The sequence below is a fragment of the Tildeniella sp. genome (assembly GCF_059505325.1).
This window is the reverse complement of the sequence record NZ_JCACKI010000077.1, coordinates 134,230-153,684: the sequence shown is the minus strand read 5'-3', so window position 1 is coordinate 153,684 and position 19,455 is coordinate 134,230. Positions and strand designations below refer to the sequence as shown.

19 protein-coding genes are annotated in these 19,455 nt (G+C 50.3%); 10 read left to right on the top strand and 9 right to left on the bottom strand.

Annotated features, from left to right (window positions below; all coding sequences use genetic code 11):
* Window positions 1–130 precede the first annotated feature (130 nt).
* The 3 genes from rbp to AC5JO6_RS29590 all read right to left on the bottom strand — a co-directional run bounded on the left by rbp (window position 131) and on the right by AC5JO6_RS29590 (window position 2,470).
* The gene (gene rbp, locus AC5JO6_RS29600; protein ID WP_496084632.1) at window positions 131–430 is read right to left on the bottom strand and encodes an RNA-binding regulator; all 300 of its coding nucleotides are present in this window, start codon (window positions 428–430) and stop codon (window positions 131–133) included.
* 397 nt (window positions 431–827) lie between these two features.
* The gene (locus tag AC5JO6_RS29595) at window positions 828–1,034 is read right to left on the bottom strand and encodes a hypothetical protein (RefSeq protein WP_496084631.1); all 207 of its coding nucleotides are present in this window, start codon (window positions 1,032–1,034) and stop codon (window positions 828–830) included.
* Between the two features lie 491 nt (window positions 1,035–1,525).
* Complete coding sequence (locus tag AC5JO6_RS29590) at window positions 1,526–2,470, bottom strand: alpha/beta fold hydrolase (RefSeq protein WP_496084630.1); 945 nt, start codon at window positions 2,468–2,470, stop codon at window positions 1,526–1,528.
* 129 nt (window positions 2,471–2,599) lie between these two features.
* Here AC5JO6_RS29590 and AC5JO6_RS29585 point away from each other — a divergent pair, with 129 nt between their 5' ends.
* Window positions 2,600–3,475 carry an SDR family oxidoreductase gene (locus AC5JO6_RS29585; protein WP_496084629.1) on the top strand — a complete coding sequence of 292 codons (876 nt, stop codon included), beginning with the start codon at window positions 2,600–2,602 and terminating at the stop codon, window positions 3,473–3,475.
* A gap of 114 nt (window positions 3,476–3,589) precedes the next feature.
* Here the strand turns inward: AC5JO6_RS29585 and AC5JO6_RS29580 are convergent, their stop codons facing one another.
* A complete protein-coding gene (locus AC5JO6_RS29580; RefSeq protein ID WP_496084628.1) occupies window positions 3,590–4,072 on the bottom strand; it encodes a glutathione peroxidase in 483 nt (160 codons plus the stop codon).
* 139 nt (window positions 4,073–4,211) lie between these two features.
* The gene (locus AC5JO6_RS29575) at window positions 4,212–5,261 is read right to left on the bottom strand and encodes a potassium channel family protein (RefSeq protein WP_496084627.1); all 1,050 of its coding nucleotides are present in this window, start codon (window positions 5,259–5,261) and stop codon (window positions 4,212–4,214) included.
* A 369-nt stretch (window positions 5,262–5,630) separates the two neighbouring features.
* On the opposite strand from AC5JO6_RS29575, the gene AC5JO6_RS29570 reads away from it, so the two are divergent.
* Window positions 5,631–7,016: an S-layer homology domain-containing protein gene (locus tag AC5JO6_RS29570; protein WP_496084626.1), complete on the top strand. Its 1,386-nt coding sequence runs from the start codon at window positions 5,631–5,633 to the stop codon at window positions 7,014–7,016.
* Between the two features lie 142 nt (window positions 7,017–7,158).
* Here the strand turns inward: AC5JO6_RS29570 and apcB are convergent, their stop codons facing one another.
* On the bottom strand, window positions 7,159–7,668 hold the full coding sequence (apcB, locus tag AC5JO6_RS29565; RefSeq protein WP_496084625.1) for an allophycocyanin subunit beta: 510 nt from the start codon (window positions 7,666–7,668) through the stop codon (window positions 7,159–7,161).
* A 761-nt stretch (window positions 7,669–8,429) separates the two neighbouring features.
* Between apcB and glnA the strand changes: the two genes are divergently transcribed.
* From glnA to AC5JO6_RS29540, 5 genes are all read left to right on the top strand, one after another.
* Window positions 8,430–9,866, top strand: a complete 1,437-nt coding sequence (gene glnA, locus AC5JO6_RS29560; protein ID WP_496084624.1) for a type I glutamate--ammonia ligase — start codon at window positions 8,430–8,432, stop codon at window positions 9,864–9,866.
* Between the two features lie 232 nt (window positions 9,867–10,098).
* Window positions 10,099–11,220: a class I SAM-dependent methyltransferase gene (locus AC5JO6_RS29555; RefSeq protein ID WP_496084623.1), complete on the top strand. Its 1,122-nt coding sequence runs from the start codon at window positions 10,099–10,101 to the stop codon at window positions 11,218–11,220.
* A 21-nt stretch (window positions 11,221–11,241) separates the two neighbouring features.
* Window positions 11,242–12,159, top strand: coding sequence for a ferritin-like domain-containing protein (locus AC5JO6_RS29550; protein ID WP_496084622.1), 918 nt, complete (start codon window positions 11,242–11,244; stop codon window positions 12,157–12,159).
* A 3-nt stretch (window positions 12,160–12,162) separates the two neighbouring features.
* Window positions 12,163–12,372 carry a hypothetical protein gene (locus AC5JO6_RS29545; RefSeq protein WP_496084621.1) on the top strand — a complete coding sequence of 70 codons (210 nt, stop codon included), beginning with the start codon at window positions 12,163–12,165 and terminating at the stop codon, window positions 12,370–12,372.
* A gap of 326 nt (window positions 12,373–12,698) precedes the next feature.
* Window positions 12,699–13,403, top strand: a complete 705-nt coding sequence (locus tag AC5JO6_RS29540; protein ID WP_496084620.1) for a PHP domain-containing protein — start codon at window positions 12,699–12,701, stop codon at window positions 13,401–13,403.
* A 43-nt stretch (window positions 13,404–13,446) separates the two neighbouring features.
* Here the strand turns inward: AC5JO6_RS29540 and AC5JO6_RS29535 are convergent, their stop codons facing one another.
* From AC5JO6_RS29535 to AC5JO6_RS29525, 3 genes are all read right to left on the bottom strand, one after another.
* The gene (locus AC5JO6_RS29535; protein ID WP_496084619.1) at window positions 13,447–13,962 is read right to left on the bottom strand and encodes a nuclear transport factor 2 family protein; all 516 of its coding nucleotides are present in this window, start codon (window positions 13,960–13,962) and stop codon (window positions 13,447–13,449) included.
* A 232-nt stretch (window positions 13,963–14,194) separates the two neighbouring features.
* A complete protein-coding gene (locus tag AC5JO6_RS29530) occupies window positions 14,195–14,350 on the bottom strand; it encodes a hypothetical protein (RefSeq protein ID WP_496084618.1) in 156 nt (51 codons plus the stop codon).
* A 117-nt stretch (window positions 14,351–14,467) separates the two neighbouring features.
* On the bottom strand, window positions 14,468–15,157 hold the full coding sequence (locus tag AC5JO6_RS29525; RefSeq protein ID WP_496084617.1) for a hypothetical protein: 690 nt from the start codon (window positions 15,155–15,157) through the stop codon (window positions 14,468–14,470).
* A 191-nt stretch (window positions 15,158–15,348) separates the two neighbouring features.
* On the opposite strand from AC5JO6_RS29525, the gene AC5JO6_RS29520 reads away from it, so the two are divergent.
* The 3 genes from AC5JO6_RS29520 to gpmI all read left to right on the top strand — a co-directional run bounded on the left by AC5JO6_RS29520 (window position 15,349) and on the right by gpmI (window position 19,290).
* On the top strand, window positions 15,349–16,494 hold the full coding sequence (locus AC5JO6_RS29520) for a glycosyltransferase family 2 protein (RefSeq protein ID WP_496084616.1): 1,146 nt from the start codon (window positions 15,349–15,351) through the stop codon (window positions 16,492–16,494).
* Window positions 16,495–16,636: 142 nt separating this feature from the next.
* On the top strand, window positions 16,637–17,491 hold the full coding sequence (locus AC5JO6_RS29515) for an ABC transporter permease (RefSeq protein ID WP_496084657.1): 855 nt from the start codon (window positions 16,637–16,639) through the stop codon (window positions 17,489–17,491).
* A gap of 200 nt (window positions 17,492–17,691) precedes the next feature.
* Window positions 17,692–19,290, top strand: a complete 1,599-nt coding sequence (gpmI, locus tag AC5JO6_RS29510) for a 2,3-bisphosphoglycerate-independent phosphoglycerate mutase (protein ID WP_496084656.1) — start codon at window positions 17,692–17,694, stop codon at window positions 19,288–19,290.
* Window positions 19,291–19,455: the final 165 nt, after the last annotated feature.

The following is a 19,455-nucleotide window of genomic DNA, read 5'->3' as shown; positions in this document are numbered from 1 at the left end:
TGGTGTGACAAAAAAGCTCAGACATCAATGCCTGAGCTTCGTGAGTCAAACTTTAAGGTGTATAGCGATCACGGCTGGCGCGATCGTTACACTCATCAGAAAGCTTAGAAGGCTAACTAAAGAGCAGCCATTAGTTGAAGCTATTGCTGCGACGACCGCCACCACCACCAAAGGAAGAACCTCTGTCTTCGCGGGGCTTCGCTTTGTTAACTTTCAAATCACGACCCATCCACTCAGCGCCATCAAGCGCTTCGATAGCAGCCGCTTCTTCAGCATCTGTACCCATTTCAACGAAGCCAAAGCCACGTGGACGACCAGTTTCACGATCGGTGGGTAGCTGGACTCGCTTAACTGAACCGTACTCTGCGAAAATAGAGCTTAGATCAGCTTCTGCAACATCATAAGAGAGGTTGCCTACATAAATCGACATAGATTGTCTCCAAAATCAGAAGGTCGTAGAGAGTGAGATTTCGGAGAGAAGCCTGCCAATACAAAACGCGAAAAACCCGTCAAGACTAGAAACAAATTCTGCAACCGATTACTTATTCTCACCGAATATTATAACACTTCTTTAAGTGTTCCCCGTTCGTTTAGGCGGCAGCATTGTAACAATGTGTAATATTTAGCGTTTGAGCGAAGGGACATCAGTGTGTGAGAAAGCCTACAGCCCACCATCATGACGCTTGGGATCTTTCTTTTGCTTCTTCGTGCCGTCAGATTCCTTCTTTTGCTTCTTAGACTCTTTATTGCCTTTCTGTTCTTTTGCCATGATGACCCCGTGATTATAGATTCTCGCCTAAAACTGAATTCACCGAACACAAATGCGTTCAACTCGCCAAATCAACCAAGGCATCGCGCTGAAAGCGAATGACACGCGAAAAGGAGCTTCGGGAATGCTCAGACGTTGAAACGGACAACGTGATATTAACTTGACCGGGATCAAGAATTTGTCTCACTGTGCAGATCTGCATTTTGTTATTGCAGTAGGCGATGATGCGATCGCCCATCTGGATGTTTAGCGCTTGAATTTTCAATTAAGACTCAACTTAGTAATAGATTGACTGGAGCGAGTTACGCAAGAGCAAAAGTTTTTGGGTGCACATCTAAACGTAGTTTGATGTCGATGATGGGAGAAAGCTCACACTTTTCGACTTTTGCATTTCAGTTTGCTAAGAAAGAAGGCAGCTAATCCTGCAACTACTCATCTTTCGTTTGATGTAAATTGTTCTTTTATCGTATCACAAATTTCGAGTAATGCCTACCAAATATTATGTTTTCTTGTCAAGAGGATTCATGCTCAACTTGTGATTTGTGATGGAAAATGAGCCTTTATCGCCTCGTAAAGCCTCGTTTTGGTACCGCTCAACCCGAAGTGATGGCGCTCTCACTAAGCAAGGCTCTTTCCAAAAAACGAGTTGTTCATGCGGCTGTCTTCAACTTAGGTATCATTTTGCTGCTGGTTTTGCAGTGAGAAAAGCCACCTTAATAAGGCGGTTATAGAGAGCAATTAGGTGCCTTTTAACCATCAATTTTGCATTAATGAACGATTAGATTGTGCAAGAAACGAGAGGATGGCGGTGTTCACAAATTGAGGCTGACCGCCAGCAGCGTAATGCCCACAATGAGGAATAATTTGTAGTTTGGCGTTTGTCAGCCGATCGCGCAGTTTCTCTCCATCGCTGACTGGAAACCAACGATCCTGGTCTGCCCACAAAATGAGCGTTGGGCATGTAATTTTAGAGAGATTTTGCTGCACTGAATGAATGAAATTGGGCTGCCCCCGCTCCAGTAGGCGGATTTCACGGGCGGCAAGCTGAAATTCTGCTGCTAGCTTAGTGATAGTGCCAGGAAACTCAATTTGAGGGTAGGTACTCCAGTAAACATCGTCGGTTGTGACCTGGCATGGGTCAGCGACGACTTCATCACGCAAGCTGTAAACAAGTTGGCGGATAACCGGATCGAGCAGCTTTGGTAAACGGAGCTGATCCGCTAGTTCGATCAGACTCAGCGGTAGTTCTGCGAGCAAACGCATGCCCCAGTTTGGCAACTGCCTGGGAAAAATCGGGACATTGAGCAGTACTAAGCGATCGCACAACTCTGGGTGAGCCTGCACAACTGCTAGTGCAGCCAATGCACCGAGCGACTCAGCCACAATGGTCACGGGTTCCTCGCACAGTGCCCGGATAACCCGCTCTAGTTCCACCACCTTATGATTCGGTTGCTCTGGCTGCAACGGTTTATCCGAAAACCCACTGCCTTTCGCATCAAAGCAAAGCACACGAAAAGACTGTGACAATGGCTCGATGTTGGCGTGCCAGCAGTAGCTCCAACTAGCGACCCCGTGAACTAAGACCAGCGGCTTGCCCACTCCCTTTTCACCGTAAGCGATGGCAACGGAACGATCGTTCGCATCCTGAATCATCAACATCTGTCGCCCTTTGGGAAAGGTCGCCTGCCACCAATCTTGCATTACTATATCCTTCAAAAACCGTTAAGGCAGTAGGGTGAGTGTGTCTGTACTCCCTTTGCTTTAGGATAGTGGCATTGCATAGCAGCGAGAGAGTCTCGCTCTCCGCTCCCTAAACTGGCATAAGCAGGTATGCAAAAACTTCTCGTCACTGGAGCCAGCGGTTTTCTTGGTTGGAACCTTTGTCAGGTGGCAGCCAACGACTGGAAGGTCTACGGAACTTCTTTTGCAAAGACGATCGCCATTCCTGGTACGACCATGTTGGCGATCGACCTCACCGACTTTGAGGCACTCAAGCAACTCTTTCAAGACGTGCAGCCCGATGCTGTGATTCATTTAGCGGCACAATCCAGTCCCAACGTTTGCGAAACCCAACCAGAGGCATCGTATCGTTTGAACGTTACTGCTGCCGTACAACTTGCCGCACTATGCGCTGATTGCAACCTTCCCTATGCGTTTGCCTCTAGCGAGATGGTGTTTGATGGGTTGAAGGCACCGTATAAGGAAGACGATCGCGTCTCGCCCATTAACCGCTACGGTGAGCAAAAAGCGCTAGCAGAAGTAACCGTGCTCGATCGCTACCCAAAGACTGTCGTTTGTCGGATGCCGCTGATGTTTGGTGCTGTACCGCCGACTGCCAGTAGCTTTATCCAACCATTCATTCATGCCTTGAGAACCGGACAGGAACTCAAACTATTTATTGACGAGTTTCGTACGCCTGTTAGTGGTGAAACAGCAGCGAAAGGCTTGCTGCTAGCGCTTCAAACGGCACACGGACGGCTGCATCTTGGCGGCAGAGAACGAGTATCGCGCTATGAATTTGGTTGTTTGCTGGCGGCAATCCTCTCCCTGCCAGCAGAACGCATGATTGCCTGTCGCCAAGAGGATGTGCCGATGGCAGCCAAACGTCCGCCTGATTTGTCATTGGATAGTTCTAAGGCATCTGGTTTGGGCTATGCGCCACGATCGCTCTGTGCCGAGTTAGAAGCGTTGGTTGGCAAGGTTTGAGCATTAGCGGTCAGCGATCAGCGATCAGCTATCAGCGGTCAGCTAAAAGGCTTACTTTTGGCTGACCGCATCCCTTCATCAGAATACTACTGGCTTAAGCTGACGGCTGAATCGCTATTTTACTAACTCTTGCTCGATCGCACTCACTAACTCAGGCGCATCTGGCTTTACCGCACTCTTGAATCGCGCTACGACTTCACCCTTCTTATTCACCAGAAACTTTTCAAAGTTCCAGGATACATCACCAGCAGAATCTACAGCAGTTAGGCGAGCGTATAGCGGGTGCTGTTGCGCGCCCTTAGCATTAACTTTGTCGAACAGTGGAAACGTCACGTCATACTTTGTGCTGCAAAACTGTGCAATTTCTTCATTGGTGCCTGGTTCCTGCCCACCATAGTCATTGCAGGGGAATGCCAGCACTTCTAGCCCTTGTGTATGATATTTCTGATAAAGTGCCTCCAAGCCAGTGTATTGCGGCGTAAAACCACAGCGTGAAGCCACGTTGACAATGAGCAAAACGTTGCCAGCATAGTCTGCCAGGGGCTTGTCTTTGCCATCGATCGTCGCTACAGACAAATCAGTAATCGTTGCAGTCATCTCAGTTCAATCATGAAGAGTGTCATCACTATAGTAGAGAGAATCGATCGTAATCGCAGCCTGAAGCAGTCAAGAGTCAGCATTTAGATTCAAAGTTTCATCCCTTAGCCTTTAGCCTTCAGCCTTTAGCCTTTAGCTTTCACCCTCTCGCTCCCCATCGCATTTGTCGCTTCAGGTCATAGTGATGCGCGAACTTCGGAATATCTCCCTTATGCCCCATCACAATCACGGTATCGCCTTCGTCAAGTGGTACGTCCTGACCAGGATTGATGATGGTCTCGCCATTAGCTTTGCGGAGCGCTACAACAATGAAAGTGCCTTTACCGCGTATTTGCACCATGCTAATCGTACTGCCAACTAAAGAAGACCCTAGCGGCACGGCTAGTTCATCCACTTGCACATCAATTTGCGAGAGCAATTCATTGAGGCTACTGCCATCAACCGTATCGTCTAAAAAGCTGAGAGCTGCTGGATGAGTGATGATGTGCGACATCCGCAGTGCTCCAATTTCAGCGGGTAAAACGACGTGATCAGCGCCAGCTTGACGCAGTTTTTTCTCGGTGGAAGGATATTCGCCCCGCGCCATGATAATCAAATTGGGATTCAGTCCCCGTGCTGTGAGGGTAATGAAGACATTAGCGGAGTCGTCTGGTAAAACGGTCGCCAAGACTTTGGCATGTTCAATCCCGGCAGACTCCAAAATGCCTTCGTCAGTAGCATTGCCGAGACGGACGAGATAGCCCATCGCTTCGGCGGTTTCAATGCGTGCCAGATTATTGTCAACGATGACAAATGGTTGATTTGCATCAACCATTTGACGTGCCAGAATTTGCCCGATCCGCCCATAGCCGCAGATCATGACGTGCTGCTTGAGGGTTTTGATCTCCTTTGTCATCCGTCTTGCTCCCAACGCTCGATTGATTTCGCCCTCGGTAATCATTTGGAAGAAACCGCCGAAGATGTAGCCCACGGAGGTACAGCCAGCAATAATCACAAACATCGTGAAGATTCTGAGCTGCGGGGACATCGGTCCGATTTCGCCAAAGCCCACACCAAAAACAGTGATGACGACCATGTAGATGGAGTCGAGCATACTCCAACCGGCAAGCATGTAGCCCGTCACGGCTATTACCAGGGTCAGGGTGAGAAAACCTGTGCCAGTCAGAATGCGTTTGAGTGAGCCGTGCATACGGTAAGGCGATCGCAAAAAAAGTCAATAACTACATACTTAGCCCGACAGCGAAAACAAGATAGTGCTTGCTACCTGACCGTTTCTGATGTCGGAGCGCCATCACGATTAATGAGATTCAAACGCGTCTGTGGAGCTAGTTCGTTGATAGTACTGTAGGCGATCGCACAATCAATGTAGCGTCCGAAACCGATTGTCTGAATGCAACTGATCGATCCAGGTAGTCATCAAGGTGCTGCCTGACGCTAACAGACACACTCTGCTCCCAAAGTTGTGCCAGTCATTCTACTGCCATCTACTGCACTCAGTTTGAGGAACACTCTTCACTTCTGGGCATCGTAGTAGATAGTTGTTGTGGTGATTACATTTATGCTTCATACGCCAAAGGTTCGATCAATCTCCGCTCTCGTTGCAGCGCTGGCAACTACGACCAGTGCTTTAGCGCCTCTGCTGACAGTGGCTCCCGCCTCTGCTCAGGCTAGTTTTGCCGATGTGCAAGGTAATTGGGCGCAGTCGTGTATTGCCTCACTGACTCAGCAGGGCATCATCAGTGGCTATCCAGATGGCACGTTTCGCCCCAGTGCGCCAGTGACTCGTGCTGAATTTGCGTCAATGGTGGGCAAAGCGTTCCCCAACGTGGCGCGATCGCGAAGTGCAGTTCAATTCGTGGACGTGACTTCTAACTACTGGGCGTATAGTGCGATTACAACCGCAACCCAAACAGGCTTTTTGTCTGGTTATCCTGGAAACGTTTTCAACCCTGCGCAAAATATTCCTCGTGCTCAGGTGCTGGTTGCATTGGCAAGTGGGCTAAATTATGCGCCCACTCAACCAACCGCTAATACGCTGAATGCTAGCTTCTCTGATGCTGCTGCCATTCCAGCTTATGCTGAGACAGGCATTGCAGCGGCGACCGAAAAGCGCCTCGTGGTAAACTATCCCAACGTGAGTACGCTGAATCCCAACCAGCTTGCTAGTCGGGCTGAAGTCTCCGCCTTTCTCTGCCAGTCGCTTGCAGGCACTGGGCAAACTGCTTCCACAATCTCGACTCAATACATTGCGGGTGCCACGCAGTCTCAACCGAATCAAGCGCAAGGCAACCAGGTTTTAGCGGGCAGCACGATCGCGGTGAGGTACTCGGCAGCACAGCGAATCATTGTCTCACCCAATGAAACCGCTCCTGTGGCGCTGACGGTCGCTCAGGATGTGCGAAATAGCCAGGGTTTTGTGGTCATTCCAGCGGGTAGCCAGGTCATTGGTCAACTGCAACCCGCGCAAGGTGGTTCGCAGTTTGTCGCTAATCAAGTTGTGGTGAATGGTCGGCAGATTGCCTTCAATGCTTCATCCAATATCATTACCGAAACCCGCGATGTGCGTGATCCCAATTTTGGCACCATCTTAGGCGGCGCAGCGTTAGGCTCAGCGGCTTCGGCTGTGATTCAAGGGGTCACGGGCGATCGAGTCATTTCAGGGCAGACGACGGTTTTAGGTACTGTGTTAGGCTCGGCGATTGGGGCGAATCAGAATCGGAACCTTGGCAAAACCGTTCGTGATGCTGCGATCGGTGCCGTTTTGGGTGCTGGTGTAGCTGGAATCACGGGTAATCGCACCATTACGCCACAAAAAGTGACCACTGGTGCTGCGGCTGGTGCAACGCTGGGTGGCATCCTCGATCGCACTGGCAACAGCAAAGTCATTGTTATCAACCCAGACTCAGACTTGACGCTGACCGTGAACAGCAACGCCACACTTTAGCAGACTACCAATCGCTGCGAAGGCGGTAGCTGAACTTACAAAAGACTGAATCACACAGTATCAGCACTTAATAATGAAAGAGGGGCAACGCGATCGCGTTGCCCCTCTTTCCTTTGTTCGATCCGCTACGTCGTTCGCAGACCTAAATATTTTTCTCGCTCAGTTCACGTGCCATGTAGTCAAACGGCTGATCCAAAAAGGCGGTGTTGCTCATACCTGTTTCAGCTACCGTTGCTTGCACGATCGCCTTCAAAATTTGAATGCCACGCACGGTAGGACCCGGAGGCACACCCAGCGAATTGTACGTTTCCCGCAAGCCTTCCAGCACACGCTCATCCAGCACATCGGTATCACCTGCCACAAGTGCATAGGTTGCATAGCGCAGGTAATAGTCCAAATCGCGCAGACAGGCTGCATAGCGACGAGTGGTGTACGCATTGCCACCAGGACGAATCAACTCTGGTAGTTCATCGAACAACTGTAGACCCGCTTGCTTGACGATCGCCGCTGCATTGGCGTTGATTACCGCCGATGCCTGCACCCGCGCGATGCCAGTATCAAAATACGATTTCAGGCTATCGATGGCGTTCCGATCGAGATAGCGACCTGTGACATCGTAGTTTCTAATCAAACTCGTCACTGCATCCCGCATAAGATTCTTCTCCCAATGATCCTTATATACACGTTTGGCTATTTCTGATCCGTTCGACGAGGGGATTCAACCAACACCAAAGTCAGACCAACACAGGCGCAAGGCAACTCAAAGCATGTTTCGCTTCGCAATGACCGCGATCGCAAAAACAGTGCAGTGATCCACGACCCATGCAGCAGTCTTAAGTCCAGAGCGGACGGCTCTTCAAGTCTAGACGCATGGTCAAGTTTATCACGTGCCTGAAACGGAAGCGTGTTGCAGTGCGATTGTAAACATGAACTGTTACAAGCTTTTGAAGCTGGCTCAGACAACCACTTTCGCCTTATCTAAAGATGTTGAGCAATCTTAATCTAAGCTTAAGACCAGAGAGACAGCCTATGTTTGTAACGGTTGATACAAAAACCGCCTAAGCCTGTCTCTAGGATGGTTCAGATACAACCAAGACTCAAGCTCAGAGTGCGATTGCTGAAGAGCTTTTCTCTCAAATCGCTCTTATTGAGCTTCGGGTTTTGAAGGAGTTGGTTGAGTCGGTCGGTTATGACTAAAGCTGAGCAGATGACAAGTTTATGTATCGTACAAGCAAGTTTATGTTTCGTACAAGGCTTATGTTTTGTCTTTAACACTTCAGCTTGTGAGTCGATCGTGCGCGAATCGATAGCTTGAGTGCCTCTCATTCAAATCATTCACCAGTCAGTCAAAACCGTCGCGATCGCCCTTTCTCTTCTCCCACTTTGAGACAGTACCGCAATAAGGAGTAATACATGGCAACCCCGCAGGAAATCCTGGAATGGATTAAGCGTGACAAGATTCAGATGATTGATCTGAAGTTTATTGACACCCCAGGAACGTGGCAACACTTGACGCTGTTCCACGACATGATTGATGAAAGCAGCTTTAGCGATGGCGTTGCCTTTGATGGCTCCAGCATCCGGGGTTGGAAAGCCATTAACGACTCAGACATGGCAATGGTGCCCGATCCAGACACTGCCTGGATTGACCCCTTCATGGCAGAGCCAACCCTGAGCATGATTTGCAGCATCAAAGAGCCACGCACTGGTGAGCCATATAGCCGCGACCCGCGATCGATCGCCCAAAAAGCGATCGACTACCTGCAATCAACAGGCATTGGCGACAATGCGTTCTTTGGACCCGAAGCCGAGTTTTTCTTGTTTGATGACGTACGCTACGACCAGACCCAGAATTCTGGCTACTACTACGTCGATAGCGACGAAGGCGTATGGAACTCTGGTCGTGAAGAGTTTGATCAAAGCACGGGCAAGGGCGGCAACTTAGGCTATAAGCCGCGCAATAAAGAAGGCTACTTCCCTGTTGCACCCACCGATACGCTGCAAGATATTCGTACTGAAATGCTGCTGGCAATGAAGCATTGCGGTGTGCCCATTGAGAAGCATCACCACGAAGTTGCAACGGGCGGACAGTGCGAATTGGGCTTTCGGTTCGCATCCCTGGTGCAGGCAGCCGACTATCTGTTGACCTACAAATACTGCATCAAGAACGTCGCGAAGAAGCACGGCAAATCTGCTACTTTCATGCCCAAGCCCATCTTTGGCGACAATGGTACCGGGATGCATTGCCATCAGTCCATTTGGAAAGGCGGTCAACCCACGTTCTTTGGCGAAGAGTATGCCCAACTGAGCAAGACCGCGATGCACTACATCGGTGGTCTGCTGAAGCATGCGCCCGCACTGCTGGCGTTCACTAATCCCACAACTAACTCCTACAAGCGCCTGGTGCCCGGTTTTGAAGCGCCTGTAAACCTGGCATATTCGCAAGGCAACCGTTCTGCTTCCATTCGGATTCCTCTCACTGGTGGCAATCCTAAAGCGAAACGGTTGGAATTTCGCTGTCCCGATGCGTCTTGTAACCCTTACTTGGCGTTTTCAGCGATGCTCTGTGCGGGCATTGACGGCATCAAAAATGAGATCGATCCCGGTGCTTCATTGGATGTAGATATCTATGAACTCACCCCTGAAGAGTTGGCGAAGGTGCCTTCGACTCCCGGCTCTCTAATGGACGCGTTGAAGAATCTGGAAACCGATCATGAGTTCTTGACGGTTGGCGGGGTTTTTACTGAAGACTTCATTGAAAACTGGATCAGCTACAAACTCGATCGCGAAGTGATTCCAGTCAGCATTCGTCCTCATCCTTATGAGTTCGCGCTGTACTACGACTGCTAACAGGGCACCTGTCAGCAACGACACATCTACCTTACATAGCTTGCGGCGATCGTGTCTCCTATGCCTAACCTTAGGCAGTGAAAACAGGAGAAGGCGATCGCCGTTTTTTGTCATCGACAGCGGTAAAATGCGATCGTGTGCCATTCAAACTCAGGTTTATTGACCAAGCTGCGGCATTCGTTGACTGAATTCGTTACAATCGTTTACAGTCGATCGTGATTTCACGCCTCCCATGTCCGACACACTCACCAAACTGGCTTACCAGACGTTTCAGCAAGGTAAAAGCTATTTCGGTCTGGCACACAAAACTGTCAGCACTCAGTTAACGAATCTGTTCGTTGAGTCGTCACAGCGTGCAACCAAACCGATACAGGTTGACTTACTGCTCAAGATTCAGCAGCAGCTCAGCCAAATCATTGAAACCGACTGGCGCGATGCAGAACAAGGCATTTATCCAGCGTCTTTACTTTTTGAAAATGATTGGTACGATTTCTTTCGCCACTATCCACAGGTCTGGTTTGATCTCCCCCTAATTTGGGGACGTGTCAATCAGAAGCGCCATCAAGAATTTTCTGCCCAGGTTGAAACAAGTGGCTACCCAAGCTATTACTTGCAGAACTTTCACCACCAGACAGACGGCTATCTAAGCGATACTTCAGCCAATCTCTATGATTTGCAAGTGGATATTCTCTTTAACGGTGCAGCTGATGCCATGCGTCGCCGTATACTTGCTCCCCTGAAACAGGGACTGGCTAAGTTTGCTGACATTGCGCCAAAACAAATCCGAGTGCTAGATGTTGCCTGTGGCACAGGACGTACTCTAAAGCAGATTCGCGCCATGTTGCCCAAAGCGTCTTTGCATGGCATTGACCTGTCAGAGGCGTATCTGCGGAAGGCAAATCAGTCTTTATCGCAAAAGCCGGGTGAACTACCACAGTTGGTGCAGGCAAATGCTGAAGCCTTGCCGTTTCTAGACAATTACTTCCATGCGGTAACGAGCGTGTTTTTGTTTCACGAACTACCGCCTCAAGCGCGCCAGCAAGTGATTGAGCAATGCTTTCGAGTGCTGAAACCAGGAGGAACTTTTGTGATTTGTGACTCCATCCAGGTAATGGATGCACCCGACTTTGCTCCTGTAATGGAGGGGTTCGTAGAGACGTTCCACGAGCCTTACTACCGTCATTACACCACAGACAATTTAGTCGATCGTCTGGAACAGGCTGGGTTTGCAGATGTCTCAGTGGAGGTTCATTTTATGAGCAAATATCTTATTGCCCGTAAGCCGATCGCCCCGACTCCCCTTGTGGCAACCCAAACGGACGACGCAAAACAGCTCAGCTACGATCGACCCTAGTTAACAAAACGAGATTAAACCATGACCGTCGCTTATCCCCGCAAGCTCAGTAAAACTCTAGGCGCACGCGAGATTCTCAATCAGGTCGTGCGCGATCGTGAGATTCACCTCATTACCCTCAATCGTTACCGTTACAGCGAACAGCGCAGTTGTAAAGATCTCACAAATTTGATTGAGCAGCTCGATGGCAAGTCGCCAGAGTTGATTCGGGATCTGTCGCGCCATATTTCCGATGAAGCACGCCATGCTATGTGGCTGACCGATTTGTTGGTTGACCTGGGTTCCAGCGTTGGCACACCGCCCGGCTCTTCTTATATCCAAGAGTTTGAGCGCCTGCTTGATGCCGAACTCCACGATGCAGAAAACGATCTGGATGGGTTCCTAATTTCGACGCTGGCAGCTATCAATGTCACCGAAAAGCGTGGCTGCGAGTATTTTTCGGCTCATATCTATGCGTTGAAGCAAGCGCCTCAAACCGACGAAAACATTAAAATCCGTGAGACGATCGAGCGTATTTTCCCAGAAGAAGCGGGACATGTACGCTGGGGCAATCGCTGGTTGGCAAAACTAGCGGATAAAAGTCCAGAGCACCGTCGCAAGGTAGAGACTGCCAAGCAACGGTACTCGGCGATCGAGCAAGCCGCCTTTGAGTCTGGGATGGATATTACGCTCGGAGCTGAGCTGCGTCGCGTTACCAACTTGCTTGATATTGCTAACACGATGTCGGTTTGGGAACGTCCTCAATACTTGATGGAACGCCTGCCCCAAACGCTGCTGTCACCCGATCTTCAGCTCACTCGCATTGATGTTGTCCAACGAGCCTGGAAGCGCGACCCCAAGGCGTTTATGGAAAAGTTTGTGCCGATGTTTTTGGGCGGGCTGAACCGCAACAGTGTGGAGCAAATGAAACCGAAACAGACCGCAAAGACTTCCGTTTAACCTGTGAACGCTAGCGCGGAGCAGTCAGCGGTTAGCTTTGTCGTCGTCACCGATCGTTGCTGGCACAACCAACGCCTGGAACTTCAAAACTTAGATGAGAGAGATACCTTTGATCTGGTGTCTCTTTCGTCTTTGGTGAAACTACTTGTCTACACCATTCTGGAATTACGCGACACCAAACGGTGGTTAAGCATGACTTGGCATCAGAATTAATCCCAATTCTATAAAATCGCCCTACAGATTCGTTTTCGCTGCTGACCGCTGACCGCTAGCCGAAGCTTGCCTGTGTAGCCAGAGTTTCGTGAAATGGCATGGGATTTCCGACAGAGAAACTAACCACTAGCTTCGACTTCGCTCAGCCAGCTTGCACCCTGAGCGAAGTCGAAGGGTAGAATCTCTTCTGGAAATCGCCTAGGTTCTTTGACGGTTGTTTCGAGCTGCTATGTGTGGAAAATGCGGTAGCCAAAACGACTCGTGATGAACAAAGGTTAAAATATGTATAGTAGACAAGACAAGCCCATCTATTTTCTGAGGCACTTATGGCTGTCGAACTGGCTCCAGCGTTCAATCCGTTAGTCCCTGCCGCACGTGATGTTGTTGCACTGAGACGGGTGTTTGAGCAGATTCACGCTAACAGTTGCCCAACATCGTTTAACTTTCACATGCACACCGTTAATTCTGACGGGCAGTTGCAGCCAGAGATGCTGATGCAGCAGGCGATCGCGATCGGTCTTCAAGGGTTTGCTATCACAGACCATCACTCCGTTAATGGCTACCGTATCGCGCAGCGTTGGCTGGATGAACAGCACTCAGAGCAAGACCGTCCACTGCCGCACCTTTGGGTTGGTGTTGAAGTTACGTCACGACTGCTGGGTACGGAAGTCCACATTCTCGGTTATGCGTTTGATCCCGAAAGCCCTTCGATGCAGCGTTACCTTCAACGTCAGGCACCGCAAGGAGGAGAGGCAGACGCTGAGCAAGTGATTAGTGCCATCCATCAAGCTGGCGGCTTAGCCATACTGGCTCACCCAGTGCGTTACAAGCGATCGCCCGAAGAGTTAATCCCTCAGTCAGCACGTTTTGGTATTGATGGCGTTGAAACCTACTACGCTTACAACAACCCTAATCCCTGGCAAACCAGTCCTGAACAAACGAAACGCGTACAGCATTTGAGCGCTAACTTTGGTCTGCTTAATACCTGCGGCACGGATACTCACGGTTTGAGCCTACTACAGCGACTGTAGTTGGAAACACCTGGCGATCGTGAGCGATGATAAAGCCTTGCCCCTAGCCCATTCGGGGCGTTTCGCTGTCGATGTATTCCCGCCAGCGCTTGATGCGACCGTCCGCAAAATCAACGACGATCGCATCGTCAGCCCGACTATGCTTCCCCGTGCTGTTTTCAACGTCTTCCCATTGCCATTCGACCACAGCTTGTTGGCGATCGATGATGATGCGCTGAATCTTGATGTTCACTTGGGCGTGGCTCTTGGCAAAATCTGCCGCTATCTTCTCGATCGCTGAAACACCTACCAGTTTCTGACCGGGCACCACAAATTCACCGTCAGACGTAAACAGTGCCGCAAATGCTTTGGCATCGCCTTTGATCCAGCTATCTGCTGCTCGCTCAATGAGCGATCGCGCTGCTTCAGGTGTCATTCGTAGCACCTCGGTTTCAATGGTTGGCGCTGATCGCGGCTCGGCTAACGTTTTTGCAGAATAAAACGTAAATGACATGGCGATCGATGCCATCAGCACCAGCGATACTAATAAGGAAGCAATATTGCAATACTGTTGAGACACAACAAGCCGCTCGGCGAACTTGCTAAACCAATGAGTGCTAAACCAATGAGTAGCCTTACGAACCTGTAGGTGAAAGCGACAGAAGTTAAGTCTTGGGATCACATAAACCCCAAGACCCAATTCAAATTTAGCCCATTGGCACAGCGTTTCCTACCTCTGACCGCTCTGATGGAGGGTTTCACCTCCCGTTGGTAGGAGCAAAGTGGAGGACGCGACAAAAACTCCACAACCGCTAATATCGCTTGACTTTTGCACTGCCTTCGCCCTTGCGATCGCTCTCCTTGGGGGCAAAGTTCTGAGCCACAGCGGCACAACACTCATACAGTGAACCGTCTTTACCATGTATGGGTTCAATATATCGATTGAGATTTTGAATTGTCTCACTCATAGGGTCTAAGTCTGGCTCACCCGATTGGAGGAAGCTACGAATCAGAAAGCAATTCTTTTGAGGGAGGTTCTGTCGGAGAGATGAAACGGTACAAATTGACTGCGTTTGATACGCGCCCTAGTTGGCTAGTCTCCGCTGGTATTGTTCGAGGTTGAATTGTTGCTGCTCAACCGTCAAGAGTGCTGTTGCAGAAGGTGGACGCATGTCCCACTGCACCTCGGCTAGAAACAACAATGTGCCAGCAATGACAACACCCGTTGTAGCAAATGACCACTGAGCGCTGTAAGGCAGCACAGCTACTCCCAATAAATGCATAATACCCGCCAGCATGAAGGTTCGCGATCGCACACCCCAAGCAGTACAGAAATAACCGATCGCGCTTAGCCCTAACCACATCGGACAGAGCTGCATTAACACCTGCCCCCAACTGAGAAAAATGCCGCAATTCGTCAAACCCAATCCAACCAGCATGAGTGCTGCCCACAGATAAACTAACCAACAAAGCTGCTCAACCCGAACCCAAAACCAGGCTAGAGTTGCCATCATGACCGTGCCAGCCAGCGTTAGTGTAGTCCACAAAACTGCTTGTAGCTGCCAGCTCAGCGGCAAAAACTGAGCCGTAATGAAAATGAGTCCCGTAATCCAACCCCAGACGACAAAGACCTGATCGATACGAGTGTAGAGCAAAGACAAGAGATTAACCCGACCCACTCGCCAACGAAGCCTCAGTAGCCCTTGTAGGTCTTGAACATCCAATGCCTCTTGCTTTCTACGAATCAACGGTTCACTAACGTTAAAAAAGCTCATGAGTTGAATGAAGAAAATGTCCTCTATCTTTAGACATGGTTTATCCACTTTAACTAAAATCAGCAGCGTAGGAGTAGATCATTTTTTGTGATTCGGGTGAGCCAGGGTTTGCCAGCATTCTTGCTGATCCCAGACTATAAACTTGGAGTACGTTCGATGATTTCTATTGCTTTATAGGCGTTTGGCATCCTATGACATCAATGACTCGATCGAAACCGTTTCTGTCCCTGTGCATGATTGTCAGAAATGAGAGTGAGCATCTGGCACGCTGTCTCGCCAGTGCCAAAGCCCACGTTGACGAACTCATTGTGGTGGATACAGGTTCTCAGGACGATACTGTGGCGATCGCGCAACGCTACGGCGCAACGCTGTATCACTTCGATTGGTGTAATGATTTCGCTGCCGCCCGAAATTTCTCTCTCGGCAAGGTTACAGGCGACTGGATCTTGATTCTTGATGCCGACGAAACGTTGGTTGTTGAAACTAATGCATTACGCCAGCAGTTAAGTGCCTCGCCATCCGAGCTAATGGGCTACGCTCTAAGCCGTACAGAAATCAACCTGCTAGAAGATGATCTCAGCGGTGGCTTGCACGTTCGGCTCTTCCGCAATGATCCCAACTTGCGCTACGTCGGTCGCTATCATGAGCAGTTGCGGCACGAGGCTGGCAAACCTTTAGTGGTTGATGCCCTGAGCGGACTCAAGATTCTGCATTATGGTAACAGCGACGCACAGGCTGTTTTGCAGAAGACGATCGATCGAGACATTCCGCTGCTAGAAAAAATGCGAGAGGAGCAGGAGTTAAACCTGTGGCTGCTAGATTGTCTCGCACGAAATTACAACCGCATTGGGCAACCAGATCATGCTCACGAGTGCTACACCGAAGCCTTCGATCGCCTTCTGCCGCACCTTCTTAGCGGTGAGCCTCCCGACCCTTTCTTCTGGGTACCCACGTTGATCTGCGAACTGGGTTGGCGATCGCTCGACGCAGAAGACCTGGAAACCACTCGCCTACTTTGCCAACGTGGACTGGAGTGGTGCCCCAACCATGCGCCATTACATTGCCTTGCAGGTGAAGTTTTGTTGATGCTCGGCTTTCCACTCGGCGCGATCGCGTACTTTGAAACTGCCCTCCGTTTAGGACAAGAAGGGAGCTACTATCAAACTGATCCCTGCCCCAAAAGCGCTCTCACCGTTGATCCCGCCTGCGGTCTTGGTCGAGCCTACGAACTCCTAAGACAACCACAGCAGGCGATCGCTATGTTTGAACTGGCACTCTCCTTTGATGCAAATTGCGCGATCGCCCAACAGCATTTGAGTGAAAGGAGTGAAGGCTAAAGGCTAAAGTATGAAGGCTAAAAGTTAGTCATACTACCGATTTATTTATCCTTTATCCTTTAGCCCTTATCCTTTCTTACTTATGTCCCTCTCTTTGCCACAGCTTTTTCGCTTTACCGATCGCCCCTCACTCTCAACGCGGATGACCCAGGTGGGGTTTGTCATCACAGTGTTTTTTATTGGTTTAGTGGTGCTGGCTCCAGTGTTGCAAAGCGTTGGCTGGCTTCAAGACCCCACTGAATTTTTAGCGAACCCGATTCAAGAACCACCGTCATTAGGACATTGGTTTGGCACCACCCGTTTAGGCTATGACGTGCTTTCTCGCACCGTGTTTGGTAGTCAGGCAGCGTTGCAGGTGGTTCTTTTAGCGACTACATTGAGTCTGGTCATCGGGGTGCCGTTGGGCATGGTAAGTGGGTATCTGGGCGGCAGACTCGATCGTCTCTTGCTGTTTTTGATGGATACAATCTATACATTGCCGGGGCTGTTGCTATCGGTAACGCTGGCGTTTGTGGTCGGTCGTGGGGTGCTGAATGCGGCGATCGCGCTGAGCATCGCTTACGTACCGCAATACTACCGGGTTGTGCGAAACCACACGGTCAGCGTCAAAACAGAGCTATTTATTGAAGCCGCACAGGCGATGGGTGCCTCTACCTGGGCAATCCTCAGCCGCTACCTGTTTCTCAACGTGGTGCAGAGCGTACCAGTACTGTTCACCTTAAATGCTGCTGATGCCATTTTGACATTGGGCGGTTTGGGTTTTCTAGGCTTAGGCTTGCCAGAAGAAACCGCCGAATGGGGCTACGACCTGCGACAGGCACTGGATGGTCTCTCTACAGGGGGCATCTGGTGGACAACGCTGTTTCCTGGGCTGGCGATGACGATCATGGTCGTAGGCTTATCGCTGCTAGGTGAAGGGCTGAATGAGTGGCTGAATCCAACGCTGCGAGTGCGATCGAGCGAGACTGGCGGGCTGAAACCGGGCAGTGAGGGGTGAGGAGTTAGAAGAGAGGAGTCACCTTAGAGGAGTCACCTTATTAGTGCTACCAATCTGCAAAACGCTGCTAGAAGCATAAAATGCTTCATCAATACGTCAAGAGTGTAAAAAGATTGGCAATCCGGACTCATTACAGCTTTAAGGATAAAGACGGCAATGCTATTATTTCGGAGAACTCATTCATGGAAGGGCGAGTTTCTATGGCGCAAGCGCCCGTTTCTCCAGTAGTACTGGTGATTTTAGACGGCTGGGGATACCGAGAAGAGACTGAATGTAACGCCGTTACAGCAGCGCATACTCCTGTCGTAGATAGCCTTTGGGCTGCTTACCCTCACACCTTGATTCGCACCTCGGGGAAGGATGTTGGGTTGCCAGAGGGACAGATGGGCAACTCGGAAGTTGGTCACCTCAATATTGGTGCTGGACGAGTCGTGCCTCAAGAGCTGGTGCGAATTTCTGATGCGGTGGAAGATGGCACCTTACTCAGCAACCCAGCGTTAGTAAAAGTCTGCCAAGAAGTGAAGCGCAACGGCACTAAGCTGCATCTAGTCGGTCTTTGCTCGGATGGCGGTGTGCACTCGCACCTGACGCATCTGTTCGGCTTGCTCGACATGGCGAAGGCGCAACAGTTGAGCGACGTCTGCATTCATGTCACGACCGATGGTCGGGATACACAACCGACCGCAGGCAAGGTTTCGGTCGAAAAGATTCAGAACTACATTGCCGATCGCGGTATTGGACGCATTGTCACACTGAGCGGTCGCTACTACAGCATGGATCGTGACCACCGTTGGGATCGGGTGCAGCTTGCTTACGATGTCATGACGATCGATGGTGAAGGCGACGGTCAATCGGCTCTGGAGGTACTACAAGCCGCTTATGCAGCCGACAAAACCGATGAATTTGTACTGCCAACGCGGATTGCGCCTGGTGCCATACAGCCCGGAGATGGCGTGATTTTCTTCAACTTCCGCCCCGATCGCGCACGGCAACTTACTCAGGCACTCGTCGATCCTGCCTTTGATGGCTTTGAACGCAAGCAGATTCAGCCCTTGTCCTTCGTCACTTTTACGCAGTACGTCTCGCATTTACCAGTCTCTGTTGCCTTTGAGCCACAGGATCTGACGAACATTCTGGGTGAAGTGATTGCCAACAGTGGGCTGCGTCAATTCCGCACTGCCGAAACTGAGAAATACGCCCACGTCACCTACTTTTTCAACGGTGGCATTGAAGACCCTTTGCAGGGCGAAGATCGTGAGCTAGTGCCCAGTCCCATGGTCGCCACCTATGACAGTGCCCCTGGAATGTCTGCCGAAAAGGTCACAGATGTGGCGATCGCCGCTGTCAAAAAGCGCATCTACTCTTTGATTGTGATCAACTATGCCAATCCCGATATGGTGGGGCATACCGGTAAGATTGAGCCGACGGTGAATGCTCTTGAGACGGTCGATCGCTGCCTCGGTCGCTTACTAGAAAGCATTATTAGTGCGGGTGGTACAACGATCGTTACCGCTGATCACGGCAATGCCGAGCTGATGTGCGATGGGCAAGGCAACCCCTGGACGGCGCATACCACTAATCCTGTGCCGTTCCTTCTGGTGGAAGGCGAAGGACGTAAGATTCCGGTGCATGGTACTGAGGTGCCGCTGCGAGAGGATGGTCGCCTCTCCGACATTGCTCCCACCATTCTAGAAATTCTGAAGCTGCCTCAACCACCTGAAATGACGGGTCGTTCAATGATTCAGCCCGCTGAATTTGACGTAAAGCCTAACCGGACTCCGGTGCAAGTGTCGCGTTAGGCGTAGCTGGACTAAAGCGGTTAGACTGGATGCTGTCGATTTTAAGCGACTATTGCTTAAGAAGTTTACAGTGAAGAGGCTTCGGGCTGTAAGATAGAGGTTGGGCTTGAGTCTGAAGTCCCTTATTTAGAATCGACAGTCCTCAATCTTTCCACTCTGTTACGA